At 68.9% G+C, this 26,861-nt stretch carries 26 protein-coding genes; 17 read left to right on the top strand and 9 right to left on the bottom strand.

The features are described 5' to 3' along the window. The coding region (locus tag AUL34_RS08775) for a sugar-binding protein (protein WP_156420844.1) at positions 1–645 on the top strand (645 nt) is incomplete at its 5' end. 350 nt (positions 646–995) lie between these two features. Then, positions 996–1,763, top strand: a complete 768-nt coding sequence (locus AUL34_RS08770; protein WP_244492496.1) for a GNAT family N-acetyltransferase — start codon at positions 996–998, stop codon at positions 1,761–1,763. Here the strand turns inward: AUL34_RS08770 and AUL34_RS08765 are convergent. Then, complete coding sequence (locus AUL34_RS08765) at positions 1,756–2,307, bottom strand: hypothetical protein (protein ID WP_061933267.1); 552 nt, start codon at positions 2,305–2,307, stop codon at positions 1,756–1,758. The two genes, AUL34_RS08770 and AUL34_RS08765, sit on opposite strands and share 8 nt — an antisense overlap. A gap of 124 nt (positions 2,308–2,431) precedes the next feature. Between AUL34_RS08765 and AUL34_RS08760 the strand changes: the two genes are divergently transcribed. The 3 genes from AUL34_RS08760 (at position 2,432) to AUL34_RS08750 (ending at position 6,073) form a co-directional block, all read left to right on the top strand. Then, positions 2,432–4,717, top strand: a complete 2,286-nt coding sequence (locus tag AUL34_RS08760) for a bifunctional diguanylate cyclase/phosphodiesterase (RefSeq protein ID WP_061933265.1) — start codon at positions 2,432–2,434, stop codon at positions 4,715–4,717. Between the two features lie 161 nt (positions 4,718–4,878). Next, positions 4,879–5,637: an NNMT/PNMT/TEMT family class I SAM-dependent methyltransferase gene (locus AUL34_RS08755; protein ID WP_244492495.1), complete on the top strand. Its 759-nt coding sequence runs from the start codon at positions 4,879–4,881 to the stop codon at positions 5,635–5,637. Between the two features lie 67 nt (positions 5,638–5,704). After that, positions 5,705–6,073 carry a hypothetical protein gene (locus AUL34_RS08750; RefSeq protein ID WP_061933263.1) on the top strand — a complete coding sequence of 123 codons (369 nt, stop codon included), beginning with the start codon at positions 5,705–5,707 and terminating at the stop codon, positions 6,071–6,073. A gap of 76 nt (positions 6,074–6,149) precedes the next feature. Here the strand turns inward: AUL34_RS08750 and AUL34_RS08745 are convergent, their stop codons facing one another. From AUL34_RS08745 to AUL34_RS08730, 4 genes are all read right to left on the bottom strand, one after another. Continuing rightward, on the bottom strand, positions 6,150–6,464 hold the full coding sequence (locus AUL34_RS08745) for a hypothetical protein (protein ID WP_061933261.1): 315 nt from the start codon (positions 6,462–6,464) through the stop codon (positions 6,150–6,152). 155 nt (positions 6,465–6,619) lie between these two features. Then, positions 6,620–6,937, bottom strand: a complete 318-nt coding sequence (locus AUL34_RS08740; protein ID WP_061933259.1) for a hypothetical protein — start codon at positions 6,935–6,937, stop codon at positions 6,620–6,622. A gap of 29 nt (positions 6,938–6,966) precedes the next feature. Beyond that, positions 6,967–9,195: a prolyl oligopeptidase family protein gene (locus AUL34_RS08735; protein WP_244492494.1), complete on the bottom strand. Its 2,229-nt coding sequence runs from the start codon at positions 9,193–9,195 to the stop codon at positions 6,967–6,969. Between the two features lie 75 nt (positions 9,196–9,270). After that, complete coding sequence (locus AUL34_RS08730) at positions 9,271–9,906, bottom strand: TetR/AcrR family transcriptional regulator (RefSeq protein ID WP_061933257.1); 636 nt, start codon at positions 9,904–9,906, stop codon at positions 9,271–9,273. Positions 9,907–10,138: 232 nt separating this feature from the next. Between AUL34_RS08730 and AUL34_RS08725 the strand changes: the two genes are divergently transcribed. Continuing rightward, complete coding sequence (locus tag AUL34_RS08725) at positions 10,139–10,957, top strand: alpha/beta fold hydrolase (RefSeq protein ID WP_061933255.1); 819 nt, start codon at positions 10,139–10,141, stop codon at positions 10,955–10,957. 80 nt (positions 10,958–11,037) lie between these two features. On the opposite strand, the gene AUL34_RS08720 is transcribed toward AUL34_RS08725, so the two are convergent. Beyond that, positions 11,038–11,919: an oxidoreductase gene (locus tag AUL34_RS08720; protein WP_061933253.1), complete on the bottom strand. Its 882-nt coding sequence runs from the start codon at positions 11,917–11,919 to the stop codon at positions 11,038–11,040. A gap of 85 nt (positions 11,920–12,004) precedes the next feature. Between AUL34_RS08720 and AUL34_RS08715 the strand changes: the two genes are divergently transcribed. After that, positions 12,005–12,955 (top strand): LysR family transcriptional regulator, encoded by a 951-nt coding sequence (locus tag AUL34_RS08715; protein ID WP_061933296.1) that lies wholly within the window; start codon positions 12,005–12,007, stop codon positions 12,953–12,955. Positions 12,956–13,076: 121 nt separating this feature from the next. On the opposite strand, the gene AUL34_RS21855 is transcribed toward AUL34_RS08715, so the two are convergent. After that, the gene (locus AUL34_RS21855) at positions 13,077–13,676 is read right to left on the bottom strand and encodes a DUF4142 domain-containing protein (protein WP_244492493.1); all 600 of its coding nucleotides are present in this window, start codon (positions 13,674–13,676) and stop codon (positions 13,077–13,079) included. 312 nt (positions 13,677–13,988) lie between these two features. Here AUL34_RS21855 and AUL34_RS08705 point away from each other — a divergent pair, with 312 nt between their 5' ends. From AUL34_RS08705 to AUL34_RS08660, 10 genes are all read left to right on the top strand, one after another. Then, a complete protein-coding gene (locus tag AUL34_RS08705) occupies positions 13,989–14,576 on the top strand; it encodes a thioredoxin family protein (protein WP_061933251.1) in 588 nt (195 codons plus the stop codon). A gap of 26 nt (positions 14,577–14,602) precedes the next feature. Next, positions 14,603–16,237, top strand: coding sequence for an FAD-binding protein (locus AUL34_RS08700; protein ID WP_061933249.1), 1,635 nt, complete (start codon positions 14,603–14,605; stop codon positions 16,235–16,237). After that, complete coding sequence (locus AUL34_RS08695; protein ID WP_061933247.1) at positions 16,234–16,563, top strand: ferredoxin family protein; 330 nt, start codon at positions 16,234–16,236, stop codon at positions 16,561–16,563. Before AUL34_RS08700 ends, AUL34_RS08695 begins: the two co-directional genes overlap by 4 nt. A gap of 20 nt (positions 16,564–16,583) precedes the next feature. Continuing rightward, the gene (locus AUL34_RS08690) at positions 16,584–17,420 is read left to right on the top strand and encodes an ABC transporter ATP-binding protein (RefSeq protein ID WP_061933245.1); all 837 of its coding nucleotides are present in this window, start codon (positions 16,584–16,586) and stop codon (positions 17,418–17,420) included. 13 nt (positions 17,421–17,433) lie between these two features. Next, a complete protein-coding gene (locus AUL34_RS08685) occupies positions 17,434–18,288 on the top strand; it encodes an ABC transporter permease (protein ID WP_061933243.1) in 855 nt (284 codons plus the stop codon). Positions 18,289–18,378: 90 nt separating this feature from the next. Next, a complete protein-coding gene (locus AUL34_RS08680) occupies positions 18,379–19,407 on the top strand; it encodes an aliphatic sulfonate ABC transporter substrate-binding protein (RefSeq protein ID WP_370539036.1) in 1,029 nt (342 codons plus the stop codon). 91 nt (positions 19,408–19,498) lie between these two features. Beyond that, positions 19,499–20,956 (top strand): MFS transporter, encoded by a 1,458-nt coding sequence (locus tag AUL34_RS08675; protein WP_156420843.1) that lies wholly within the window; start codon positions 19,499–19,501, stop codon positions 20,954–20,956. 132 nt (positions 20,957–21,088) lie between these two features. After that, positions 21,089–22,279 carry an HlyD family secretion protein gene (locus tag AUL34_RS08670; RefSeq protein WP_370539035.1) on the top strand — a complete coding sequence of 397 codons (1,191 nt, stop codon included), beginning with the start codon at positions 21,089–21,091 and terminating at the stop codon, positions 22,277–22,279. Between the two features lie 4 nt (positions 22,280–22,283). Further along, positions 22,284–23,876 (top strand): DHA2 family efflux MFS transporter permease subunit, encoded by a 1,593-nt coding sequence (locus AUL34_RS08665; protein WP_061933237.1) that lies wholly within the window; start codon positions 22,284–22,286, stop codon positions 23,874–23,876. Between the two features lie 112 nt (positions 23,877–23,988). After that, entirely contained in the window at positions 23,989–24,465 is a 477-nt protein-coding gene (locus AUL34_RS08660) for a VOC family protein (RefSeq protein ID WP_061933235.1), read from the top strand. 99 nt (positions 24,466–24,564) lie between these two features. Here AUL34_RS08660 and AUL34_RS08655 read toward each other — a convergent pair whose 3' ends face one another. Together AUL34_RS08655 and AUL34_RS08650 are read right to left on the bottom strand one after the other, a co-directional pair. After that, a complete protein-coding gene (locus tag AUL34_RS08655) occupies positions 24,565–25,530 on the bottom strand; it encodes an amino acid ABC transporter permease (RefSeq protein ID WP_082653248.1) in 966 nt (321 codons plus the stop codon). 28 nt (positions 25,531–25,558) lie between these two features. Beyond that, on the bottom strand, positions 25,559–26,842 hold the full coding sequence (locus AUL34_RS08650) for an FAD-binding oxidoreductase (RefSeq protein WP_061933288.1): 1,284 nt from the start codon (positions 26,840–26,842) through the stop codon (positions 25,559–25,561). Between the last annotated feature and the right edge of the window lie 19 nt (positions 26,843–26,861).

The following is a 26,861-nucleotide window of genomic DNA, read 5'->3' as shown; positions in this document are numbered from 1 at the left end:
ACCTCGATCGAAGGCAAGCTCGGCCTCAAGGACGGCAAGGGCCCCTTCGCGATCGAGCTCTTCGGCGGCTCGCCGGACGACAACAACGCCTTCTTCTTCTACAACGGCGCGATGAGCGTGCTGCAGCCCTACATCGACAGCGGCAAGCTCGTGGTCACGTCCGGCGAAATGGGCATGGACAAGATCGGCACCCTGCGCTGGGACCCGGCCACCGCGCAGTCCCGCATGGAGAACCTCCTGTCCGCCTACTACGGCGGCAAGACGATCGACGCCATCCTGTCCCCGAACGACAGCCTCGCGATCGGCATCATCTCGGCGCTCACCGCGAACGGCTACGGCGGCAACGGCAAGCCGATGCCGGTCATTTCCGGCCAGGACGCCGACCTTCCTTCCGTCAAGGCGATCCTGGCGGGCGAACAGTATTCCACGGTCTTCAAGGACACCCGCAACCTCGCCAAGGTCACCGTCGACATGATCGACGCGATCGGCCAGGGCAAGGAGCCGCAAGTCAACGATACGAAGACCTACGAGAACGGCGTGAAGGTGGTACCGGCGAACCTTCTGACGCCGGTTCTCGTCACGAAGGACGACATCCAGAAGATCATCGTGGACAGCGGCTACTACACGGCCGACCAGCTGAAGTAGGCCGCGCGGATCGAAACCCGAAGGGCGCCGGTCGATCGACGCCCTTCGTCCGCTGAAGCGGACCCTGGCCGTGCGGAGGGGGCGTGGCGTGGCGGGAAGTGCGTTTTCCCCAGTGCCGCCGGGCGGCGGCGCGCGCACCGCGATGACGCCCCGTGCGACGCGAAATGGCTCGGCCCGGCGTCGGCTTTCCTCGTTACACGCGAGAAGAGAAAACCCGATCGCCGCTCCGACGGGCAAGTGACCGGAACGTTCACGTACAAGTTTAAGTGACAGCTAACGACCACGATTGTCGCGGACACCTCTATGGTTAATCCTCGGTAGGATATTCCTCCGGATTTCGACCGATTCGCATGTCCGATCGCTTCCGCATCGCAGCCCGCAGCCACGGTCCCAGCGTCGCGGCGGCAGCGCGCTCCCTGGAGGACGACGTCTGGGGGCACCTGGGTTTCCTCAACGCCACCGACGCCCATCATCGCCACTACGACCGGATTCTCGAGACGTTCGCGGATCTACAGCTCTGCCTCATCGACGACGAGACCGACGAACTCGTGGCGCTGGCCAATTGCGCGCCGCTGAAGTGGAACGGCGCCGCCCTGCCCTCGACAGGGTGGGACTGGCTGGTCGAGGAGGGCGCGCGGGACCGCGACGTGCCGCACAATACGCTGGGTGCCCTCGCCATCTCCGTCCCGCCGCGCCACCGCGGCACCGGCCACGCCCAGCGGATGATCGGCGAACTGAAGCGCCTGTGCGAACGTCACGGTTTCACGTCGCTGATCGCCCCCGTCCGTCCGTCCCGGAAGTTCCAGCACCAGAGCGTGTGCATGCGGGACTATGTCGGATGGACCGACGAAAGCGGGCGCTGCTACGACCCCTGGTTGCGGAGCCACCTGCAACAGGGCGCGCGCGTGCAGGGCGTTTGCGAGCGCTCGATGGTGGTCGTGCAACCCGTCGCCTTCTGGGAAACCTGGGCCGGCCGCCGGTTCGACCGGTCCGGTACGTTCTGCGTCGAGGGCGGGCTCGTTCCCGTCCTCATCGATCTGGAACGGGACGTCGGGATCTACGAGGAGCCGAACGTCTGGGTTCGTTACGACTGCGGCGGTCACTCCGCCCTCAATTGAGGGACGGGTTCGCGGGGCCGATCCAACTCGTTCGTTTCTGCGCCCGCACGCCGCCGAACGGGAAACGCGTCTCCCAATCGCGCGGGGACCACGCCGCCCGGGGTGCGTAGCCCTGCTGCAGAAGCCGGCCCATCCCCAAAGCCCGTGCGCAGCGATGGTTCGCGAAGCGGAAGGGCGCGAGTTCGCAGAAGGCGTCCGCAAGGGCTTTGGGCGACAGGTCGGCCGTCAGAAGGCACGCGATCCCGGACACGACCGCCGCGTCCGGCGCGTCCTCCGGCAGCCGCTCGCCCCATGCGTCGCTGAGGTGCGATCGCAGAAGGACGAGATTGGAGGCGCCGAGCGTTCGCCGCGCGAAAAGGCCCCGATGCGCGGCCAGTTCGGCCGGCGTGGCAGCACGCTGGATCCCCGACAGCGCATTGCTCGCCGTCACGTAGTGCTGCACCCAGGGTGCGAACGCGCTCGCTGCGATGTCGAGACCCATCTCCCGTCCCTTCCCGTAGTGCGCGGCGATGCGGATGGCGACGACCGATGACAGGAGCGCCAAAGCGTCGCCTCCGCCAAGCCTCGACCTCAAATTGCAACGGAAACGGTGAAGTCTTTCGCAAGGTCGCTGCGATAAACATGCGGGTTAGCGGTTGCACCGCGCACGCTCGGGAGCTTGGTCATCCATGCAGAACAGAAAGGGTCAACTCCGCTCGAACGCCCGGTCCACCGCGTCGGCCATCCGCCTTTTCATCATCGTCTTCGGAGCCGCGCTCGTGGGGCTGACGGGCTGGTTCGGCTGGTCGAGCAACCGCAACGAACTGGAGGCGGAGCGTCTGCGGATCGACAACGCCCTCAATCAGACCATCGCCAACATCCTCGACCAGCAGCGCAGCGTGGCATGGTGGGACGATGCCGTGCGCCAGGTGGCGCAGAGCTTCGACTTCGAGTTCGCCGATTCCAACTTCGGCATCTTCCTGACCGAGACCTATCAGCAGGACGAGGTCTACATCGTCGATGGTTCGGACCGGCCGGTCTACGCGCATCGCCGGAACGACGCCGAGGGAACGGCTCTCGACCCCGCCCTCGCCTCGTCCCGGCTGCAGCAGCTGCGCGCCGTCCTGGAGGGCGTGCGAAAGGGCGAGCGGACCTCGATGGCGCAGCGGCCCGACCTCTTCGTCGATCGCCAGACATCCTATCAGCGCCTCGCGGGCGTGCGCACATCGGCGAACTGGTTCAGTGCCATCGTGATGGTGGACGAGCGCCCGTCGATCGTGACGGCGATCACCATCACCCCGAATGTCGACCAGTCCCTGATCATGAACCCGCCCTTCCTGCTGGTCAGCGTCGTCGCCGTCAGCGACGAGGTCCTCGGCCAGCTCGGGCAATCCCTCCTGATTGCCGATCTCCATCGCACCACCGAACCCGCCACGGGCACCTTCACGGCGTCGGAGGCCTTCGTCACCGACGACGGCGTTCCCGCCGGCTACCTGACCTGGAGCACGGCCGCGCCCGGGCATCCGATTCTCTCCGTGATCCTGCCGCTGGTGGCGATCTTCTCGGTCGTCGGCGGCGTCCTGGCGGGTCGCATGCTCGCTCGCATCGAGCGCACCACCGACGCGCTGGCGGAGCGGGAAAACAAGGCGCGGCACGATGCCCTGCACGACGACCTGTCCTGCCTGCCCAATCGCGCCGCCTTCCAGGACGAAGCGCGGCGACGGATAGAGGCCGCACGGGCGACGGGCGAGCGTCTCGGCATCGGCTATGTCGACATCGACCGTTTCAAGGACATCAACGACACGCTCGGCCATCACATGGGCGATCAGCTCATCCAGGAGTTCGGCCGCCGCCTGCGCAGCGCCCTGCCCGACGACGTCTTTCTCGCCCGCATCGGCGGCGACGAGTTCGCCTTCATCGAGAAGCGCGGTCTCAGAAAGCCTTACGATATCGGCGCCGTCGTCGCCGACGCCCTGGCGACCCCGCTGCGGCTCGACAACCGGGCCGTCACCATCACCTCGTCGGTCGGCCTCGCCGCCATGCCGCAGCACGGCACCACGATCGACGAACTGACGCGGCATGCCGATATCGCCCTCTACGAGGCCAAGCGGAACGGGCGCAACCGCGCCGTCGTCTTCGACGCGTCGATGGCAAGGGACCTGTCCGAGCGGCACCAGATCGAGACCCATCTCCGGGAGGCCATTCGCGACGAGCAGCTGGAGCTCCACTTCCAGCCGCTGGTCGACGTGGCGACGGGGCGCATCCGGGAGGTGGAGGCGCTTCTTCGCTGGTTCCATCCGGTGCTCGGGGCCGTCCCGCCCTCGGTCTTCGTGCCCGTCGCCGAGGAGACCGGGCTGATGGGCGACCTCGGCGACCTCGTCCTGAAATATGCGGTCCGCCAGGCGCGCGACTGGCCGGACCTGTCGATCGCGGTGAACCTGTCGCCCCTGCAGTTCCGTCACCGCAAGCTGGACGAAACGCTGCTGGCGCTCACGGCCGCGGACGGGGTCGACCCGCACCGCATCGTCCTCGAGGTCACGGAAAGCCTCCTGCTCAACGTCAACGCCGAGACCTCCGGCACGTTGAAACGCTTGCGCCAGGCCGGCTTCCGGATCGCGCTCGACGATTTCGGCACGGGGTATTCCAGCCTGAAATATCTCCTCGATCTGGAGTTCGACACGATCAAGATCGACCGCTCCTTCGTCAGCGGGATCTCCCGCCATGCGGCAGCCCGCCCGATCGTGGAAGCGATCGTGGGCCTCGGCCATGCGCTGGGAAGCCGGATCGTCGCCGAGGGCGTGGAGCGCGAGGACGAGCGCCGCGTCATGGTGGAACTGGGCTGCGACCAGCTGCAGGGCTATCTCTTCTCCAAGCCGCTTCCCGGGCCGGGGCTTGCCGGCTTCGTCGCGTCCTTCAACGCGGAGGTCGACCGGCGCGCCGGCACGGCGCCCCAACAGGGGGCGCAGGCGAACTAGAGCCTTCGTTCGTCGCATTGTCCGCGCGAAAGCCGACTCGGCTTTCGCTGGAAATGCTCTGGCCGAGCGGCGTCGCGCGCCGGGGCCGGCCGCGCCCGTCGCCCGTGCTTCCGGTCCCCGACGATCCATGCCAGAAGCGATGGGCGATGTCGGAGGGGACGATGGCGACCAGAGCGAACGCGGGCTACGGTTGGGATAGCTTCGATTCGGAGAGCTATTTCCAGCATTACTACGGCGAGCCGCATGTCGACGACGAGGTCGTCGTCGGGCTCGCCAGCCGGGCCATCGCCCGCGCGCAGCCCTTCGGGCGCGATCTCGAGACCGTCGACATCGGCACCGGACCGAACCTCTTTCCGCTCCTCTGCGCCTTGCCGCGAGCCCGCCGCCTGACCGCCTGGGAGTTCTCGTCGAGCAATGTCGCGTGGCTGGAGGGCGAGCTGGCGGCACGCTCGCTGCGCCCCCAATGGGCGCATTTCTGGAACGTCGTCGAACGCTCCTACCCGCCGGGCTCGCGCCTTGCGTCCGATCCCCTCGCCGTCCTGCGCGAGAGGGCCGAGATCCGCCAGGGGTCCGTCTTCGATCTACCGGAAGCGACATGGGACCTCGCGACCATGTTCTTCTGCGCCGAATCCATCACCGGAGACGACAGGGAATTCGAGCGGGCCTGCACGCGGTTCGTCCGGTGCGTGAAGCCCGGCGGCAGCCTCGTCGGCGCCTTCCTCGTCGGGTCCTCCGATTACGAGGTCGCCGGACGCCCCTTCCCGATCCTCGACGTCTCGCCCGATCGGATCCGCGAGGTCCTGGAACCGATGGTGAGGGATCTCGAAATGGAAACGATCGGTCTCGTGGATCGCGAGATCCGCAGCGGATATTCCGGGATGCTGTTCGCGTCGGCCGTCCGCCGCGAGGCGGCCGCTTAAGGGCGCGTCGGATCGCAACGGCGCCGAAGGCGAGAATCCGGCGCCGTTGCGAGGGCCAGGCCACCCGATGACGAGCCCCGCCCCCTCGCCTCATACGCTGCGCGCCTATGCGAGGGGCATCGACACGATCCCCTATGTCGCCCTCCTCGCCCTTCCGTTCGCCTGGGCCTTCTGGGCAATGGGCGCACCCGGAAACACCGCGCCGGACGAGATCGCCGGGTCCTGGTGGTTCGCGGGCTATCTGGCGTTCCTGGCGTATGCGCCCTCGATGGCCGTTTGCGCGCTCTTCGAGAGGCTGACGCGGCGCTGGGGCTGGCCGCGCGTCCGGATCGCCATAAGGCTCGTCCGATGGGCGCACTTCGCCGTTGCGCTTGGACCGATCATCCTGCTCCTGGCCGCCGTGGTCCTGCCGCCGCTCGGCCGGATGCTGACCTGACAGCGGCGGCGCGGGATGCATCGGCCGGAAGCGTCGGCCGCCGCTCGTCGTCAGGCAAGGGCCGGCGGGCGATGCGTCACGCCGGTGGTTGCGCGGCGCTCCATTCACGGATTGCTTCGTTCGCCCGTTCGCGCTCCGGGGTCATCACGAGGCTTCGCGCCTTGTAGGGCGATCGGCTTCCCCTCACGCCCGGCGCGCTCCACTGGATCCCAGCGGCAAGGTCGTCGAGGTAGCCTCGCCCTCTCTCCCGGAACTGCGCGACCTCCTCGTCGGTCAGCGCCATGAGGAAGAGGTAGTCCACGGCGCTGTGACTGCACGAGACATCGAGATAGAGCCGCCCGTCCTCGTCCAAGAGGAGCCAGCGGTAAGGTTCCTGATCCAGAACGATCATGCCAATCCCCTCGTGGCCGTGCCCTTCATCGTCACCCTTGCGGCGTAGGCCCCGCCGCCATTGCCGGAGCGGGCGCCCCTTTCGCCACGCGGGAACGTGCGAGGGCGTCGCCCGATCCTTGGCCGGAGCGCCGCGGGCGGGCGCCCTTCCGACCTCTAATCGCGTCGCCGTCGCTCGCGCATCAGTTCGAGCATCTCGAGATTGTTGCGCGCCGTCTCCGACGAGATGCGGGCCTTCTCCATCGCGATCAGCTGTTCCCCGTCCCGGCGCTCCTGCTGCTGGAGCATGCAGCGGGTGTGCTCGCGCGAGCCGTAGCGTGCTCCGAAGTCGGAACAGGTGCCCGTATCCTCGGCAAGGTTCGCCCGTCGCATCTCCTCGCTCGACATGCAACCGGCGAGGGTGAGCGCGGCACCGAGGAGCCCGGCGAGCGACAGGGCGGTCCGGACAGGAGGGGTGGGGGTGGGCGTCTTCATCGCGATTCTCCGGTTCTGGGAGCGAGCGGTCATTTCGGCGTCTCCGGCGTCAGCCCGGTCCAGCGGGCGGCGAAGGCCCACATGTCGGCGGTCTGCTCGATCACCTTGCGGATCGGCTTGCCGGCGCCGTGTCCGGCCCGCGTCTCGACGCGCAGGAGATGCGGCCGGGACCCGAGATCGGCGGCCTGCAGCGTCGCCACGTACTTGAAGGAATGCGCGGGCACGACGCGGTCGTCGGTGTCGGCGGTGGTGGCGAGGATCGCGGGGTAATCCACCCCTTCGCGGATGTTGTGCAGCGGCGAGTAGGTCAGGATGTTGCGGAAGTCCGCCTCCTTGGCCGGATCGCCGTATTCCTGCATCCAGAGCGGTCCGCCGGTGAACCGGTGAAACCGCAGCATGTCCATGACGCCGACATCGGGCAGGGCCGCGGCAAACAGGTCCGGTCGCTGGTTGACGACGGCCCCGACGAGAAGGCCGCCGTTCGATCCGCCCTGGATGGCGAGCCCATCGGCCGACGCGATCCCTTCCGCCTTCAGGAATTCGGCGGCCGCGATGAAATCGTCGAAGACGTTCTGCTTCTTGCCGAGACGTCCCGCGTCATGCCAGGCCTTGCCGTATTCGCCGCCGCCGCGGATGTTGGCGAGCGCGAAGACGCCTCCCGCTTCGACCCAGGCCAGGGGCCCGGGCGAAAATGCCGGGATCATCGGGATGCCGTAGCCGCCATAACCGATCAGCATCGTCGGCGCGGGTCCGGCGACGTCCCGGCGCCGGACCACGAACACCGGCACGCGCGTGCCGTCCTTCGAGGCGAAGAAGCGCTGTTCCACGGCGATCCGGTCGAGATCGATCGCGACCTTCGGCTCGGCCCAGGCGGTCGTGGCGTTGGTGCCGACATCGTGGCGCAGGATCGTGGTCGGCGCGTCGAAGCTGGTGAAGACGAAGAAGGCCTCGTCGTCGCCCGGCCGGCCGCGGAAGCCGCCGGCGCTGCCGATGCCGGGAAGCTCGACCACGCCGTCGGGCGTCCCGTCCGTCCGGTAGCGTTCGACCCGCGATGTCGCGTCCGCCATGAAGGACACGAGCAGCCGATCGCCGACGAGGGCAGCGGCAAGGATCACCGCGTTCGCCTTCTGCGCGATCAGATCGGTGAAGACCGGCTCCGGATCGGCGAGATCGACGGTGGTGATCTTGCCGCGTTCGGCATCCTTCTGCGTCGACAGGAACAACCGCGTGCCCAGGTTGCCGGCGACGATCCAGCTGTCGTCGAATTCGCCGACGAGCGTCCGGATCGGCCAGGCGGGGTCCGAGAGGTCCGCGACCGCGAGCCCATTCCCGCCCGTCAGGGCGGAGGAATAGATCACGGCGTATCGACCGTCCGGCGTCACCTCGACCGTATGGAGCAAGGGACGCTCGCCCTCAGGCGCATGGACGATGCGGTCCTCGGACTGGGGCGTGCCGAGCTTGTGAAAATGGATGGCGTGCCCGAGCACCGGGGCCTCGAACGCGCTGCCCGCCTCGGGCTTGGGATTGCGGGCATAGAAGAAGCCCGAGCCATCCGCCGTCCAGGCGATCGCGGTGAAGCGCGCCCATTCGATTTCGTCGTCGAGGATCGCGCCGCTCTCGACATCCAGAATGCGGATCGTGCGCCAGTCGGAACCCCCTTCCTGGATGGCGAAGGCGAGATGCGTTCCGTCGGGGGACGGCTCCCATTCCGCGAGCGCGGTGGCGCCATCCTCGGACCATCCGTTGGGATCGATGACGACACGGTCCGCCCCGTTCGCCCCGTCGCGGACGAGGAGAACGGGCTGCCCGTCGAGGCCGGAATGGCGGGTCAAGAAATAACGCCCGCCGCGCTTTTCGGGAGCGGTCAACCGCTCGTGATCGAAGAGCGCCATCAAGCGCTCGTGAAACGCGGTCCGTTCGGGGATGGCGGTCAGGTAGGATGCCGACAGAGCGTTCTGGGCGGCGACGAAGGCGCGAACGTCCGGGTCGCGCCGGACGTCGGCCTCCAGCCATCGGTAGGGATCGGCGATGGCGGCGCCGAATGTCGTCTCGACGAGATCGATCCGGCGGGTCTCGGGATAGGTCATCGGTGTTTCCTCGTTGGCGAAGGCCGTTCCGCCCGTGGGCGAGAGGGTCAGGACGAGCCCGGCCGCCAGGGCGGCAAGGGCGGGTCTCGCCGTCGCGGCGTGCGGGCTTGCCCGCCTTTCGTCCAGGCAGCGGCCAGCCGGCCCGCGGTTGCGGGTCGAATTCATCGTCATCGATCGTCTCCACTGTCGGCGCGAGGGGCGCGCGTCTCTAGGCCCGGCAAAGCCCCCCTGCGAGGTTCGTGGAACCTATCCCCCGACGGGATCGCAGATCGGCAGGGTGCTCGCGGCACGAATGGCCGCGGCCAGCCTGTCGGTCGTCTCGCTCTGCTCGAAACGCCGACCCTCATGAATGGCCGCCGAGCTGATCTCCTCGTCGACGACCCGGATCGCGGCCATCATGGCGGCCGCGCAAAGCTTCACGTCAAAATCGTCCGGCGTCCGGTCGGCGCGCGCGGCGACGACCGGCACCAGTTCCTCCTCCGCCTGCCGGCATGCCATCAGCCAGGCCGACCGGAGCGCGGGCTCCTTGTGCAGCATCGCCACGATGCGAACCGCCGCGATCCCGTCACGGATCGTCTGATCGCCCTCGACGAACGAGCGCATCGTGGCATGCAGATAGGTTTCCAGGGTCTCGCCTCGCGGCCAGTCCCGCAAATGTCCGACGAAGCGCAGGCCGGTGGCCAGAAGCAACGGCTCGACGCATGCTTCCTTCGAGCGGAAGTAGCGCCAGACCGTCCGCTTGGAGATCCCCGCGGCTTCCGCGATGGCCTCGCCGCTCGTTCCGTCGACCCCATGCTTCCAGAACAGGTCCGCCGCATGTCGGGAAACCGCGAGCTTGGCCTGTTCCGCGTGAGACCGTTCGATCTTCGTCCTCTGTGTCACTTAGTGCCAATCCATTTATGTCACTTAGTGACAGGCCGCGCAAGCGCAATTCGTACAAGAGCCGGATGATCGCTTCGAGGCTCGATGCGCCGGGGCGCCGGGCGCCTGTCCGCCGCCCGTTCTGCCGGTCCCGCGGCCCCATGCCAAGCGGCGAAGCGGTCGTCGATTCAGGCGGGGAACATGCGTCACCCCCGTCGGTTTGGTGAAAACCCAAGCGAAAGGACGCGCAAGCATGGCCTATATCGAATCGAAGGACGGCACCCAGATCCACGTCAAGGACATGGGCGAGGGCCGTCCGGTGGTGCTGATCCACGGCTGGCCGCTGACCGGCGACATGTTCGAATACCAGACGGTTGCCCTTCTGGAGGCGGGCTACCGCGTCATCACCTATGATCGGCGCGGCTTCGGCCAGTCCGGCCATCCCGCGACCGGCTACGACTACGACACGTTCGCCGACGATCTCGCGGCGGTGGTCGAAGGGCTCGAACTCAGCGATGTCTCGCTCGTCGGCTTCTCGATGGGCGGCGGCGAGATCGCGCGGTATCTGTCCCGGCACGGCGCCTCGCGCGTCGCCAAGGTCGCCCTCGTCGCCTCCGTCGCGGGCTATCTCCTGAAGGACGGGACCAATCCCGACGGCGTGGACGCCAGCGTCTTCGAGGACATGAAGGCTGAGATCCGCAAGGATCGCTTCGCGTTCCTCCAGAGCTTCGCCAAGACCTTCTACGGCGTCGGCGTCCTGTCGAAGCCGGTGAGTCAGGGCGTTCTCGACTGGAGCTTCGTGCTCGGCGTCATGGCGAGCCCGCTGGCGACGATCCGGTGCGTCGACGCCTTCGGCAAGACGGACTTCCGGCCCGACTTCAAGAGCTTCACCGTGCCGACGCTCGTGATCCACGGCACCGGCGACGCCACCGTTCCGATCGACCCGACGGGGCGCGCGGCCGCCAAAGCCATCGCGGGCGCTCGCCTGATCGAATACGAGGGCGAACCGCACGGCCTGTTCGCCACCGTGCCCGACCGCCTCAACCGGGATCTCATCGAGTTCCTGCGCTGACGGCTGTGCGCCCGGCGCGCCGATCCTCGAGATAGCCGCCGAGGGCGCCCGGTTCCCCGCCGGGCGCCCTCGGGCATGCCTCACTGCGCGGTGCGGATCTCGTCCAGGCGACGGACGTGGTCCGGCGACAGGCGCAGCGACGCCGCGGCGACGTTGGCGCGAAGATGCGCCCGCCGCGATGTGCCGGGAATGACGAGGATGTTGGGGCTGCGCTGGAGAAGCCAGGCGAGGGCCACCGCCTGCGCGCTCTCTCCGAGATCGGCCGCGACCGCCGTCAGGCGGTCGGCCTGCAGCGGCGTGAAGCCGCCAAGCGGGAAGTACGGGACATAGGCGATCCCGTCCGCCGCCAAGGCATCGATCATCGCCTCGTCGGCGCGCTGCACGAGGTTGTAGTGATTCTGGACGCAGACCACCGGCGCGATGGACCGGGCGATCGCAAGCTGGCGCTCGTCCACCGTGCTCACCCCGATGTGCCCGAGGAGACCCTCCTCCTGCATCCGTCGCATGGTCTCCATCGGCGCGGCGACGTCATCCTCCGGCCCGCCCATGCGCAGATTGACGATCGCCATCCGGTCGAGCCCTAGGCGCTCGAGATTCTCCTCGACCGAGCGGCGCAGGAAATCGGCGTCGCGCTTCAGGATCCACTGGCCCTCGCCGTCGCGATAGGCGCCGATCTTGGTGACGATCGTCAGGTCGTCCGCGTAGGGATGGAGCGCCTCCCGGATCAGTCGGTTGGTGACGTGCGGGCCGTAGAAGTCGCTGGTGTCGATATGGTCGACGCCGAGTTCGCGGGCCTCGCGCAGCACAGCCCTCGCCTCGTCGGGATCCTTCGGCTCGCCGAAGACGTGCGGCCCGGCAAGCTGCATGGCGCCGTAGCCCATGCGGTTCACCGAGATCGATGTTCCGGGAAACGTGAAGCGGCCGGCCGCGGCCGCCGACGGGGTGGAATGCGCTTCGGTCATGACGGTCTCCTATGTTGGGTGGAGCCAGACATGGCTGTTCGACGGGGATTTGATAATCCGCCCGTTGGCGAATAGGTTGTTCGCCATGCCGATCAATGATCGACCCCCCTCCTTCGACGACCTGCGCGTGTTCCTGATCGTGGCGAAGGCGCGCGGCTTTCGCGTGGCGGCGCGCACGCTCGGACTGTCGCCCTCGACGATCAGCGAGACGGTTTCGCGACTGGAGACGGACCTCGGCGTCCCGCTTCTCGCCCGCACCACGCGCAGCGTCGTGCCGACCGAGGCGGGCGAAGCGCTGGCGGCGCGCCTTTTTCCGCTCTTCGACGAAGCGCTGGCGGCCACGCGGGACGTCGCGACCTCGAAGGATACGGTGCGCGGTCGCCTCAAGCTGAACGTGCCGGGTGCGGTGATGCGCGACATCCTGCCGCCGCTCGTCGACCGCTATCTCGATCGTCATCCCGACGTGCAGGTGGAGATCGTCGTGGAAGATCGGCTGGTCGACATCACGGCTGCCGGCTGCGACGCGGGCATCCGCTACGGCGAGCATCTCGAGAAGGACATGATCGCCGTTCCGATCGGCCCGCGCCATCAGGAAGGCGCCGTCGCGGCCGCACCCGCCTATCTCGCCCGCCACGCGGCGCCCGAGCATCCGCAGGACCTTCTGGCCCATCGCTGCCTGCGGATCCGCTTCTCCGGGGCGGCCCTCGGCCCATGGGAGTTCGAACGGGGCGGCGAGACGCTGCTCGTCGATCCGCCCGCCCATCTCGTCCTCGGGACGGCGGGCGCCGAAGCTCTCCTGCACCACGCGGTGGCGGGCCGGGGCATCGTCTACACGTTTCGCAACTGGCTCGGACCGCACCTGGAGAGCGGCGCCCTGGTGCCCCTCCTCCAGGACTGGTGGCCCCGCTACGAAGGCCCCCGCCTGTACTTCTCGCGGCGCTTCATGCCCTCGCCGCTGCGGGCCTTCGTGGATCTCGTGCGGGAGGATCCGAGAACGCCCCGCGCGCGAGACGACCATCCGGTTGAGGATCGATAGGCCGGGTTCGCTTCGGCCGTCCGATCCGTCGCAGCCTTGGCGGCGCCCGTCGCAGACGTCCGCGCCCCGGCCGCCCGCGCTCCATTCGGAACGTCGGCGCCCGGGGCGTCGTGCGGCTGGGTCAGCCCATCTTGGACTGGATGTCCTCGAGCAGCGCGATGTGCTCCTTGACCTGTCCGCGCGCCAGCTTGGCGACCGACAGGTGCTCGCGGTTCTTGCCGACCTTGAGGTAGTCCTCCTGGATCGCGAGGAGCTTGCGGTGCCCGTCGAGCTGCGCGGTGACGTACATCTTGTCGAACTCGGCGCCCGATAGGCCCCGCAACTTGGTCAGGGCCTCCTTGCCGGCCGGATCGATCATCGCCTCGACCTCGGCCTCGCTCGGCTTCTTCAGGGCGCCTTCGGCCGATGCGGGATCGGCCTTCATCGACATCAGGATGTCGGCGACCGTCTCCTGCTCGGCCACCTCGAAACCGGCGAACTTCTTGACCATGGCGTCGGTGGCCTTCTCGGCGGCGACGCGGCTGGTGGCCAGCGACAGCGAGCCGACCATCCCGGTCTCCTCCGCATGCTTCGTTTCGGCCTCTCCCATGGCCGCCTCGCCCGGCATCGCGGTCTGGGCGAAGGCGGACTGGGTGAGGACGGAGGTCGCCATCAAGGCGACGGAGGCGGCGGCGGCGCTGGCCAGCATCTGGCGGCGGTGCATCATGGACGTGACTCCCATTGGGTGAATCCCCAACGGGTTGTAAGGCAGCCTTCCCACGCGCCCGCTCCGCCCGCGATCTATTCGCATGGCTGACTATCCAGCCTGCGCTGCAAGCCCTGCGATCGCGGAGCGGAGGCACGGCGCTGCGCGCTTATGTCCCGATGCCGCAGCCGGCGGCCGGGGGGATCGGAACAGCGCCGGATTTTTCCAGTCGCCTAACGAGTTGAAACAAGCAATCCGCTTCCGCGCGCCGACCTGGAACTTTTTATCTATTCAGTCGGTAGATTTAGTGGTCTTCTCTCCGCATTCGCTGAAAGCTTGGAGGCCCGGATGCCCAAGACAGAATCCAACGCCGTCGCCCTCGGCACCAAGGCGCCCGACTTTTCGCTTCCCGGCCCCGGCGGCCGCGAGGTGGCGCTCGCGGACTACGCCGATCGCCCGGCGCTGCTCGTCGCCTTCATCTCCAACCGCTGCCCCTTCGTCGTGCTCCTGCGCGAACAGTTCTCCGCCTTCGCCCACGAATACGCCGCCAAGGGCCTCGCCGTCATCGCGATCAACGCCAACGACGCCACGGCCCATCCGGAAGAGACGCTCGAGCGCATCGAGGCGGAAGTGCGCGAGCAGGGCTACGGGTTTCCCTATCTCAAGGACGCCTCGCAGGAGGTCGCCAAGGCCTATGACGCGGCTTGTACGCCGGACTTCTTCCTGTTCGATGCCGAGCGCCGGCTCCGCTATCACGGCCAGTTCGACGACGCGCGTCCCGGCAACGGGCGCGCTGTGACCGGCGCGGACCTGCGGGCCGCCGTGGACGCGGTGCTGGCGGGCGAGGCCCCGTCCGAGCGCCAGACGCCGTCCATCGGCTGCAACATCAAGTGGGCGGAGGGCAACGCGCCTGCCGCCGTGTCCGCCGCGGCCTGACCCACCCTCCGACGAAAGCACGACGCATGGCTTCCACCGCCAAGGACCGATCACTGCCCGACGGCGAGCGCCTCGCCTGCGACGTCCTGGTCGTGGGCGGCGGCCCGGCCGCGGCCTGGGCCGCCCTGTCGGCGGCCGAGGCGGGCGCGAGCGTGGTGCTGGCCGATAAGGGCTACTTCGGCACCAGCGGCGCGACCGCGCCGTCCAACACCGGCACGTGGTGCGTGCCCCCCGGCGAGGGTCGGCTGGCGGCGGTGGAGGCGCGTTGGAAGCGCACGGCGGGCCTCGGCGACCGGCGCTGGATGCTGCGTTGCGTGGACCAGAGCTTCGAGAACCTCTCGCGGCTCGTGGAATGGGGCTACCCGTTCCCGAGCGACGACGGCGGCAATCTCTACGTGGCGAACCTTCGCGGCCCCGACTACATGCGCTTCATGCGCGCCCAGGTGGCCAAACGCGGCGTGCGCATCCTCGACCACCACCCGCTCCTGGAGCTTCTGGGAGATGGTCACGCGGTGGCCGGCGCACGGGGGCTCTCACGGCGCAGCGGAGCGAGCTTCGAGATTGCGGCCGGCGCGGTGGTGCTGGCCAGCGGCGGCTGCGCCTATTTCGAGCGCATCCTCGGCGGAACCGGCCTCACCGGCGACGGCCATCTCTTCGCGGCCGAGGCCGGCGCCGCCATGTCGGGCCTCGAGTTCACGGCCAAGTACACGCTCGCGCCTCGCGGCTCCTCCCTGAACAAGGGCCTGCCCTTCCGCTGGGCGAGCTTCTACCGGGCCGACGGCACGCCGCTGCGTGGGCCGGACGGCGAGCCGGTGACCAACGGCATCGGCGCGGCCGAGCGGCTGATCGCCGACGCCCTGACGCAAGGCGAGGTGCTCGCGCGCTTCGACCTTGCCGACCCCGCCATCGCCGAGGCGCTGCGCCGCGGCCAGCCGAACTGCTTCACCCCCTACGAGCGGATGGGGCTCGACCCGTTTCGCGACCTGTTCCCGGTGGAGCTGAAGTTCGAGGGCACGGTGCGCGGCACCGGCGGCATCCGCATCGCATCGGCCGACTGCTCCGTCGGTGTTCCCGGCCTGTTTGCGGCCGGCGACGCGGCGAGCCGCGAGAACGTGACGGGCGGCGTCTCCGGGGGCGGCGCGGTGAACGCCTCCTGGGCGATGGCGAGCGGCTGGTGGGCGGGGCGCGGCGCCAGCCTTGCCGCGCGTCGCCCGGCGGCGCAGTCGGGGCGCCGGCTCACCGCCCTCGGGCGCGCGGGCCTTCGCCCTTCCGAGGAAGCGCGTCCCGTCGACCTCGCGCGAGCGGTGGCCGAGGTCCGCGGCCGGATCGCGCCGCTCGCCCGAAACTACCGCCGGCATGCCGAGACCCTGGCGGAGGGACGCCGCGCGGTCGAGGCGGTCTGGCGGGACGTCGAAGCGCATCTCCAGGCCGACGGCGCGGGGCGCCTGCGCGCCCGCGAGGTCGCGGCCGTCACCGCCGTCACGCGCTGGACGCTCGCCGCCGCCGAACTGCGCACCGAGACCCGGGGCGCCCATCGCCGGAGCGACTTCCCGGAGACGGACGTTGCCCTCGCCCGTCGCATCACCGTTGCGGGCCTGCGAACCGTCCGCGCGGAGTGGGACGAGCCGGCCGAAGCGCTTCTCGAAGGAGCCGCGTCATGATCGAGGTCGTATCGGCCGAGCGCTGCATCCGCTGCGACATCTGCGAGCGCATCTGTCCCGCCTTCGTGTTCGACCGGGACGAGAGCGGCCTTCCCGTGATCGCCCGGCAGGACGACTGCCAGACCTGCTACCTCTGCGAGATCTACTGCCCCGCCGACGCGCTCTTCGTCGCCGAGCGGGCGGACGGCCCGACCGGGATCACCGAGGCCGAGGTCGAGGGGCGCGACCTCTTCGGCGCCTATGCCCGCGCGCTCGGCTGGAGCCGGGGACGAGCCGGCGGCGCCGACCGGGACCCCACCCATCGCCTGCGGGCGGCGCAGAACTGAACCCTTCGAGGAGCCGATCCATGGACCGCATCGACGTCAGCGACCTGCGCAAGACATTCCAGCTGAAGCCCGGCCAGAGCGTCACCGTGGACGGGCGGCGCAGCGACCGCGTCGACGTCCTCGGCGGCGTCGATCTCGCCATCCGCCAGGGCGAGTTCATCACGCTGGTCGGCCCGTCGGGCAGCGGCAAGTCGGTGCTGCTCGACGTGATCGCGGGGCTGACGGTGGCATCGTCGGGCGTGGCGCGGATCGACGGCCAGCCCGTCACGCGGCCCCATGCCGGCACCGCCTACGTCTTCCAGCAATACGCGCTCTTTCCCTGGCGCACGGCGCTGGAGAACATCGAATACGCGATGGAGGTGCGCGGGGCCGGGCGGCGGGAGCGGCGCGAGCGGGCGCGCGAACTCCTCGATCTCTTCGGCCTGTCAGGTTTCGAAGACCGCTATCCCGCGCAGCTCTCAGGGGGCATGCAGCAGCGCGTGGCGATCGCCCGGGCGCTCGCCAACGATCCCGAAGTCCTCCTCATGGACGAGCCCTTCGCCGCCCTCGACGCCCAGACGCGCGACATCCTCCAGTCCGAGCTCCTGCGCATCTGGGAGACGATCAAGACCACGGTCGTCTTCGTGACCCATTCCATCGACGAGGCGATCTTCCTGGCCGATCGCATCGTGGTGATGACCGCCCGGCCCGCGCGGGTGAAGGAGATCATCGACATCGACCTGCCGCGCCCGCGCGACATCGAACTGCGCAACGGCGACGACTTCAACCGCTACCGCGCCCGCGTCTGGGAGGCGCTGCGCGACGAGGTGCGCAAGGCGCAAGGGGACTGGTCCCTCGCCGCGCGGCTCGCGCACTGAAAGGACCGACGCCATGACCCTCGTCTCGCCCAAGCCCGTCTTCGCCCCCTTCGTCGGCACGCGCCTGCGCTTTGCGCCGGTCACCTCGCGCCTGCGGCGTGCCGCCACCAGCCTCGGCCTCGGCCTGCCCGCGCTTCTCGCCTTCGCCCTTCTGTGGGAGGCCGCGCCGCGTCTCGGCTGGATCAACGCGCTGTTCTTTCCTCCGCTGAGCCGGGTCCTTGCGGCGCTGTGGGAGATGATCGCCAGCGGCATGCTGGCCGAGCACATCGGCATCAGCCTGCAGCGCGCGGCGATCGGCTTCCTGCTGGCGGTGGTGGTGGCGGTGCCGCTCGGCCTCCTCATGGGCCGCTACACGCTGTTCGAGCGGATGAGCGACTTCCTCGTCCAGACCCTTCGCAACACCTCGCAGTTCGCTCTGATGCCGGTCTTCATCCTGGTGCTGGGCATCGGCGAAGCCTCGAAGATCGCCATCACCTTCTACGCCGCGGTGTTCTTTCTGCTCGTCAACACCATCGTCGGCGTCAAGTCGGTGGACCCGCTGCTCCTGAAGGCCGCGCGCTCCATGGGCACCTCGGACTGGGATCTCTTCAAGAAGGTCATCCTGCCCTCGGCCGTGCCCTCGATCGTCGCCGGCGCGCGCCTCGGGGTGAAGACCTCGCTCTTCTCGGTGATCGCCGCCGAGATGCTGGCGGCGCAGTCGGGCATCGGGTTCCTCATCCAGAACGCCTCGCTCATGCTGGAGACCGACCGCATGTATGCCGGCATCCTCACCCTCACCGCGACGGGCCTCCTCGTGAACTACCTCCTCGTCGCCCTCGAGGCGCGTGCCACGCGCTGGAAGGCCAGCGAGGGCGCCGGCCCCGCCTGAGCCGGACCTTTTACCGCAACGCAGCCAAGCCCGTCCGCCCCCGAAGGCCAGGACGGAACGACCCCTCACGTCCCTCAAAGGATCTCGTCCATGCCCATCGCCACTCTTCCCCGCCGCGCCATCCTGCGGCTTGCAGCCCTGTCCCTGGTATTGGGCGCCTTCAGTGGTGCCCCGGCCCTCGCGCAGGACGCCAAGCCCGAGGTGATCCGCATCGGCTCCACCGCGCCCGGCCATCTGAAGTTCATCCTGTTCCGCAACCAGAAGCTCCTGGAGAAGGAGTTCGAGCGGGATGGGATCCGGATCGAGCTCACCACCTTCGACGGCGGCTCCGCCGCATCCGTCGCGCTCGGCTCCGGCGCGATCGATTTCACCTATATCGGCAACAACCCCTCGCTGCGCCTCGGCGCGAGCGGTGCCGACGTCAAGGCCATCGGACTGTCGAGCTGGATCCCGTCCAACGAGACGCTGGTGGTGGTGCGCCCGGACTCGCCCGTCCGGTCGCTCGCCGAACTGAAGGGCAAGCGCGTCGCCTACCTCTCGGGCACGGTTCGCCACTCGACCTTCGCCAAGGCGCTGGGCGACGTCGGGGTCTCGATCAACGACGTCGAGAGCCTCAACATCGGCATCGAGAACTCCGGGCCGGCGCTGGCGCGCGGCGACGTCGATGCGATCGTGGAAAGCACCGGCCCCGCGCAGAAGCTGGTCGACGCCGGCGCGGCGCGCGTCCTCTTCGACGCCGCGACGGCCGGCAAGCCCGAATGGGCGGTGCCCTACCTCATCAGCGTCAACGGCGACTTCGCCCGTACCTATCCGCGCATCGTCGAGCGCCTTCTCAAGGTAGACATCGAGACCGCGCGCTGGGCCGACGCGCATCCGGACGAGACGGTCGCCATCTTCGTGAAGGAGACCGGCAACAGCGAGAGCGCGGTCCGCTCGACCTATGCGCAGGGCAAGTTCTACCAGAACCCCGAGATCACCCCGCAGGCGATCGAGGCGCTGAAGGGCGAGGAGCGCTTCATGGCCGAAACCGGCCTTCTGAAGGGCAAGGTCGACTACGACACCTGGATCGACCGCAGCTTCTACCAAGCGGCCGCCGCGCAGGTCACCGCCAGCAACTGACGGATCGCCAGGACTTCGCTATCGGTACAGGGGATCGAGCCGTCTGCGCTCGATCCCTTCGTCTTTCGGCATGACACGGGTTCGGCATTTCATGACCGTCACAGCACCGGGCGCCTCCGCTCTCCCCCGCCCCCGGCTCATGGCCGGCATCGTGGCGGTGTCCTTCTTCATGCAGGCGCTCGACGGGACGATCATCGCGACCTCCCTGCCCGCGATGGCGGCCGACTTCCGCACCGACGTCGTCAGCCTCAACGTCGGCTTCACCGCCTATCTCCTGGCGATGGCGGTCTGCATTCCGCCGGCCGGCTGGCTCGCCGACCGCCTCGGCGCGCGCAACGTGTTTCTCGGTGCGATCGTCCTGTTCACCCTGTCCTCGCTGGCCTGCGCGCTGGCCGAAGGGCTATGGACCTTTGCCGCCGCGCGCATCGCGCAAGGCGTCGGCGGTGCGCTGATGACGCCGGTCGGGCGCCAGATCGTCCTGCGCAACACGCCCAAATCCGAGCTCGTCCACGCCATCGCGCTGATCACCTGGCCGGCCTTGATCGCCCCGGTCGTCGGCCCCGTCCTCGGCGGCTGGATCACGACCCATGCCGGCTGGCGCTGGAACTTCCTCCTCAATCTGCCGATCGGAGCGCTGGGGCTCGCCCTCACCGTCCTGTTCCTCGTCGGCGGCGAACGCGAGAGACGGCGTCCCTTCGACGGGCGCGGCTTTCTCCTCACGGCCGGTGCGATGGCGTCGATCCTCGTGGGTCTCGAGCTTCTGTCGCAGGACGCGGGCGGCACGGCCGCCGCGCTGGCGCTCGCCGGCCTTGCGCTCGGCGGGCTCGCGGTGCGGCACCTGCGGCGGGTGGCCGATCCCCTGATCGACCTTCGCGTCCTGTCGACCCGGACCTTCGCCCTGTCCTCGCTCGCCACAGGAACCGCGGCGCGCATGGTGATCAACGCGACGCCGTTTCTCCTGCCGCTCCTGTTCCAGGTGGGCCTGGGCCTGGGTGCGGTCGAGACGGGGTCCCTGATGCTCGTCTATTTCCTCGGCAATCTCGCGATGAAGGCGGCGACGACGCGCACGCTGCGCCGCTTCGGCTTCCGGACGCTGCTGGTTGTCAACGGCATCGTCGCCTCCCTGGCGGTGGCTGGCTTCGCGCTCGTGGACGCCGCGACGCCGCGCCCGCTCCTGCTCGCGCTTCTCTTCGCCGCCGGGCTGACGCGCTCCATGCAGTTCACCGCGCTCAACACCCTCACCTTCGCCGACGTCGAACCGGCGATGCGCGGCGCCGCGACGACCTTCTCCTCGATGACGCAGCAGCTCTCCGCGTTGCTGGCCGTGGCCGTCGCCGCCTTCCTGATCCGCCTCAGCGTGCTCGTCGGGACCGGAACCCTCGAAGCCGCCGCCACCCTTCGCGACGTCCACGCCGCGCTGGCAATCCTCGGCGCGATCGGCGTCCTCGTGTCGCTGCGATACCTCGTCCTGGCGCGAGACGCCGGTCTCGAGGTCTCCGGCGGAGCCTATCACCCGCGCGCGGCGGCGGGGCGCAAGCGCAACGGCTGAGTTCCGTTCGCCGGGGGATCGTGCACTTCGGATGACATGCGACCGAACGTATCGGCGCGGCTCGGAACGCTCCCCGCTCTCGAAGTGTTGATAGCACCGTGAACGTTGCGAGCGTGTGCGGGCTGGAGTGCCATGGCGTTGGATGAGGACGGACGCGTCGACCGGTCGGACCGCCGGGATGAACGGCCCACCGAGATGCGTGCGGAGGCCAAGCCGTCTTCGGACGGCGGCGCGCGCGAGCCCGAGAAGGCAAAGGCGGCGCCGGCCGAGGTGCAGCCGAAGCGCCCGAGCTTCCTGCGGCGCCATCCGTTCTGGATCCTCATGGCCGTCGTCGTGGTCGCCGTCGCCGCCGCCGCCGGCTACTGGTACTGGCTGACCTATTCCCACCCCTACGAGACCACCGACGACGCCTTCGTCGATTCGCGCCAGTTCGCGGTCGCTCCGCAGGTCTCCGGCGCCATCGCCGAAGTGCTGGTGGAGGACAACCAGCATGTTCAGGCGGGCGACCCTCTGTTCCGCATCGATCCGCGCGACTATCAGGCGGCGCTGGAGGAGGCGAAGGCGCGCGTCGCGAGCGCCCAGGCCAGCGTGAACGGGGCAGACGCCCAGATCGCGGCGCAGCAGGCGCAGGTCGAGGAGGCGAATTCGCGCGTCGAGCAGGCGCAGGCGAGCCTGGCCTTCGCGCAGCAGCAGGCCCAGCGTGCCCAGGAACTCGTGCGCTCGGGCGCCGGCACCGTGCAGACCGCCCAGCAGCAGACGTCGGCCCTCCAGCAGCAGGAAGCCGAACTCGGCAGCGCGCGCGCGGGCGTCGTCTCGGCGCAGAAGCAGGTCGGCTCCCTCCAGGCGCAGAAGGCGACGGCGATCGCCGATCTCCGGCAGGCCGAGGCGCAGCGGGCGCAGGCCGAACTGAGCCTGTCCTACGTCACCGTCGCGGCCGCCCAATCGGGGCGCGTGGTCCGGCTGACCGGGGCGAAGGGCCAGTATGTCCAGGCGGGCCAGAGCCTTGCGATGTTCGTGCCGGACGAGATCTGGGTCACCGCGAACTTCAAGGAAACGCAGATCACCGACATGCGCCCCGGCCAGCCGGTGGACGTGCGCATCGACGCCTATCCCGATCACAAGATCAACGGGCACGTCGATTCCGTGCAGCCGGGATCGGGAACGGCCTTTTCGCTCCTGCCGGCCGAGAACGCGACCGGCAACTACGTGAAGGTCGTGCAGCGCGTTCCCGTGAAGATCGTCGCCGACAACTGGCCGACCGACGTCTCGATCGGACCCGGCATGTCGGTGGTGCCGACCGTCACCGTCCGCCCTCGGGACTGATCCGATGAGCGCGGCGGCGAGCGCTTCGGCCGGGCGGCCGAGCAACCCCTGGCTGATCGCCGTCGTGGTGTCGATCGCGACCTTCATGGAGGTTCTGGACACGACGATCGCCAACGTGGCGCTGCGCTACGTTTCGGGCGGCCTCGGGGTCTCGTCCGACGAGGCGTCCTGGGTCGTCACCACCTATCTCGTGTCCAACGCCATCGTGCTCACCGCCTCGAGCTTCATCGCCAAAAGATACGGGCGCAAGCGCTTCTACCTCGCCTGCCTCGCGCTCTTCACGGTCTCCTCGGTCCTGTGCGGGCTCGCCTGGAACATCCAGTCGCTCCTGTTCTTCCGCGTGCTGCAGGGGTTTGCGGGCGGCGGCATGGTGCCGATCTCGCAGTCCATCCTCGCCGACAGCTTTCCGCCGGAAAAGCGCGGTCAGGCCTTCGCGCTGTTCGGGGTGGCGGTGGTCGTGGCGCCGGTGGTCGGCCCGACGCTCGGCGGCTGGCTGTCCGACAACTACTCCTGGCACTGGTGCTTCCTGATCAACGGCCCGATCGGCGTCCTCGCCTTCGGGCTGGTCTGGAGCCTGGTGAAGGAATCGGATGAGACGCGGCGCGAGCGGCAGGAGCTGAAGCGCCGGGGCATCCGGTTCGACATCGTCGGCTTCCTGGCCGTCGCCACCTTCCTCGGGGCCCTCGAACTCGTGCTCGACCGCGGCCAGACGGAGGACTGGTTCGGATCGAACTTCATCATCCTGGCGACAGCGGTCTGCATCCTCGCCTTCCTGTTCATGATCCCGTGGGAGCTGCGGCACCGCAATCCCGTGGTGGACCTTCGGATGATCTGGAGCCGGCAGTTCGGCTCCTGCTTCCTCGTGATGATGGCGACCGGCGCGATCCTCATCGCCACCACCCAGTTCCTGCCCGAACTGCTCCAGACCTACTACGGTTACACCGCGACCTGGGCGGGCCTGGCGCTTTCGCCCGGCGGCGTCGTCACCATGACGATGATGTTCGTGGTCGGCCGCCTGACCAACGCCGTCCAGCCGAAATACCTGATCGCTCTCGGCGCGGCGATCGTCGCCGGTGCGATGTGGGACCTGACGCGGCTCTTCCCCGAGCTCAACTTCAGCTTCTTCGTCTGGTCGCGCGTCTATGTCGGGCTCGGCCTGCCGCTGATCTTCATCCCGATCACCACCGCCTCCTACGACGGCATTCCACCGGACAAGACCGACCAGGCCTCGGCCCTGATCAACGTCGCCCGCAACGTCGGCGGCTCGATCGGCGTCTCGGTCGCGCAGAACACGCTGGCCTGGCGCGAGCAGTTCCACCAGAACCGTCTCGTGGAACACGTGGTCCCGAGCGAGCCGGCCTACCAGCAGACGATGCGCACCATGAGCCAGTATCTGCAGACACAGGGCCTCTCGCCGGCCGACGCGCAGTCCGGCGCGATCGCGCTGATCGGGCAGACCCTGCAGCGGCAGGTGGGCTTTCTCGCCTATATCGACGTGTTCCACGTGCTGATGATCATCTCCGCGGCCGCGGTGCCCCTCGCCCTCATCCTGCGCAACGTGAAGCGCGGCGGCGGGGCGCCGGCCGGCGGTCACTGAGAGCCCCGGCCACCTCGGGCGAATCTGGCCGCCTCGGACGGGACACATGCCGCTTGCCTCGGCGCGCCCGAAGCGGGAAGCTCCCCCCGTCTCGTGGAACGGGAGGAAACGCATGGTCGCGAAGAACACCATCTGTCTCTGGTACGACCGGGATGCCGAGGCGGCCGCACGGTTCTATGCCGAGACCTTTCCCGACAGCGCGGTCACCGCCGTTCACCACGCGCCGGGCGACTACCCGTCGGGCAAGGCGGGCGACGTCCTCACCGTCGAGTTCACGGTGGCGGGCATACCCTGTCTCGGCCTCAACGGCGGTCCGGTCTTCCGGCACTCCGAAGCCTTCTCCTTCCAGATCGCGACCGACACGCAGGAGGAGACCGACCGCTACTGGAACGCCATCGTCGGCAACGGCGGACAGGAAAGCGATTGCGGCTGGTGTCGCGACCGCTGGGGACTTTCGTGGCAGATCACGCCGCGCGTCCTCACCGATGCCCTGGCGGCCGGCGGCGAGGAGGCCAGGCGCGCGTTCGCGGCCATGATGACCATGCGCAAGATCGACGTTGCGGCGATCGAGGCCGCCCGGCGCGGCTGAAGCGGGCGCTACACCCGGTCGACGGGCTCGACGGAGCTGCGCCCACCGTCCCCTCTCCCGGGAGATCGCGCCTCTAGGTCCGGGCCGGGCGTTCGCCGGTCAGCGGCGGAGCGACCGGCTGAAATGGCGTTCCAGCCGGGCCTGCCCGTATTCCAGCACCATGGACAGGAGCCAGTAGATCATCGACGCCGTGATCAGCATCTCGATGTGACGGAACTCGGTCTGCCCCTGCGTCCGGGCGAGGTACATGATCTCCCAGATGCCCATCACCGAGACGAGCGAGCTGTCCTTCAGCATCGCGATGAACTGATTGCCGGTCGGTGGAACGATGATGCGCATCGCCTGGGGCAGGATGATCATACGCATGATCTGCGTCCGCTTCAGGCCGAGCGCCTCGGACGCCTCCCATTGGCCGCGCGGGATGCTCTCGATGCCGGCCCGGAAGATCTCGGTCATGTAGGCCCCGTAGCAGAGCGACAGGGCGGCGATGCCGGCCGGCACCGGACCCACGACATAGCCGAGCTGCGGCAGGCCGAGATAGATGATGTAGATCTGCATCAGGAGCGGCAGCCCGCGGAACAGCGAGGTGTAGAAGCTCGACAGGCCGAACGCGATGCCGTTCGGGGACAGCTTGGCGACCGCCCCCACGAGCGCGATCGCCGACGCGATCACGATCGAGATGGCCGAGATGTAGAGCGTGGTGGTGACGCCCTGCGTGATCAGGAAGCCGATCTTCTTGGCGATGAAGGCGAAGCTGAGGTCGAACGAATAGAAGAAGGCGAGGAGCAGGACCACGAGTTCGCCCCAGATCGCGACGATCTGTGCGCTACGCCGGAGCCGGTTGATCACGACGACGTTGAGGACGATCAGCGCCGCGACGCCGGCGGCCCCGAGCCAGGGCGCGAACGCCGGCGCGGGATCGGCGCCCGTGAGTGAGGCGACCCATCCGGCCGCGACCCCCATGCGCTGCAGGAGCACCGTCAGGACGGCGAAGCTGGCAACGATCCAGACCCAGCGGGTGGGGACGGGGCGCGACGGGGTGCGGGTGGGCAGGACGATCGACATGTTGCTGCGTGCCTTCTCGATGGGGCGCTCAGGCCGCCTTGCGCTCGCGCCACCAGTCCGATGCCTGGAGGCCCCAGTAGGTGAGCTGGACGGCCAGCATGCCGAGCGGCCCGCCGGTCCAGTCCAGCCCGAAGGGACGGAAGGCCTCGATCCGCCGGGTCTCGCCGGTGATCGCCTCGGCGACGACGCGCCCGCCGATCGCGGTCGTGTTGAGACCATGGCCGCCGAACGCCGTGGCGTACCAGACATGCGGGCGCCACTGTCCGACCTGGGGCATCTTGTGCCGCGCGTAGGACATCAGCCCGGACCAGGCGAGCTCGACCTTGAGCTCCGCCAGCTGCGGATAGGTCGACACCATGGACTGGCGAAGCAGCTTGCCGAGCGCGCGCGGCTCGCTGGTCCGCGTCGTGATCTTGCCGCCCCAGAGGAGCCGGCGACCGTCGTCCACGAGGCGGTAATAGTCGCCCGCCCGCCGGTTGTCGCCGACCGCGGCCCGGGTCCGGATCGCGGTGGCGATCAGCTCGGGCGCCTCTCGCGTCAGGAGCACGTAGGTGGCGATCGGCAGGAAGCTGCGCTGGAGCGCGGGAAGCATCCCGCTCGTGTATCCACCGCCGCAAAACACGACGTCGCGCGCCCGGATGGTGCCCGTGCCCGTGTGCACTCGCTTCTCGGCCGATTCCAGCTCCGTCTCGACCACCGCGCTTCCCTCGCGCACCGAGCCGCCGAGCCGCTCGATCTCGCGGGCAAGGCCGAGCGCGTATTCCAAAGGATGGATGTGGAAGGCGTTGGGATCGAGGAGCCCCTGGAAATAGCGGGGCGAAAGGAGGAGTTCCTGGAGCCGGGGACGGGAGACGACCTCCGTCCGGTAGCCGAAGCTCCGGTCCAGCCGGTCGCGGGTGCGATGGAGTTCCGCCTCGCCGTCGGTGCGAAGGGCACCGATGATGCCGGGCTGGGGACGCGCCCTTTCGAGGCCGAGCGTCTCGATGTTGTCGGCGACGATCCGCATCCCCTCGATCGACATGCGGTGAAGCTCGTCGGCGGCCGTCTCGCCGACCACGGGCACGATCGCGTCGCGCCCGTTGGCATAGCCGGGGCTCACGAAGCCGCCGTTGCGCCCCGACGCGCCCCAGCCGATCCGCTGGGCCTCCAGAAGCGTCACGCTGCGCCCGCGGCGCGCCAGCTCGAGCGCCGTCGTGAGACCGGCCAGGCCCCCGCCCACGACGCAGACGTCGCATTCGGCATCCCGGTCGAGGCGCGCGAACCCCTCGCCGCTCTGCAGCGTGCGCTTGTAGAAGGTGTCGACATAGGACATGAGCGGGCCTTGCGGAGAC

Origin of the sequence: Aureimonas sp. AU22 (genome assembly GCF_001463745.1) — a bacterium.
Classification (GTDB): domain Bacteria; phylum Pseudomonadota; class Alphaproteobacteria; order Rhizobiales; family Rhizobiaceae; genus Aureimonas.
The sequence above is the reverse complement of the archived record's forward strand: the minus strand, read 5'-3'. Positions and strand labels throughout refer to the sequence as shown.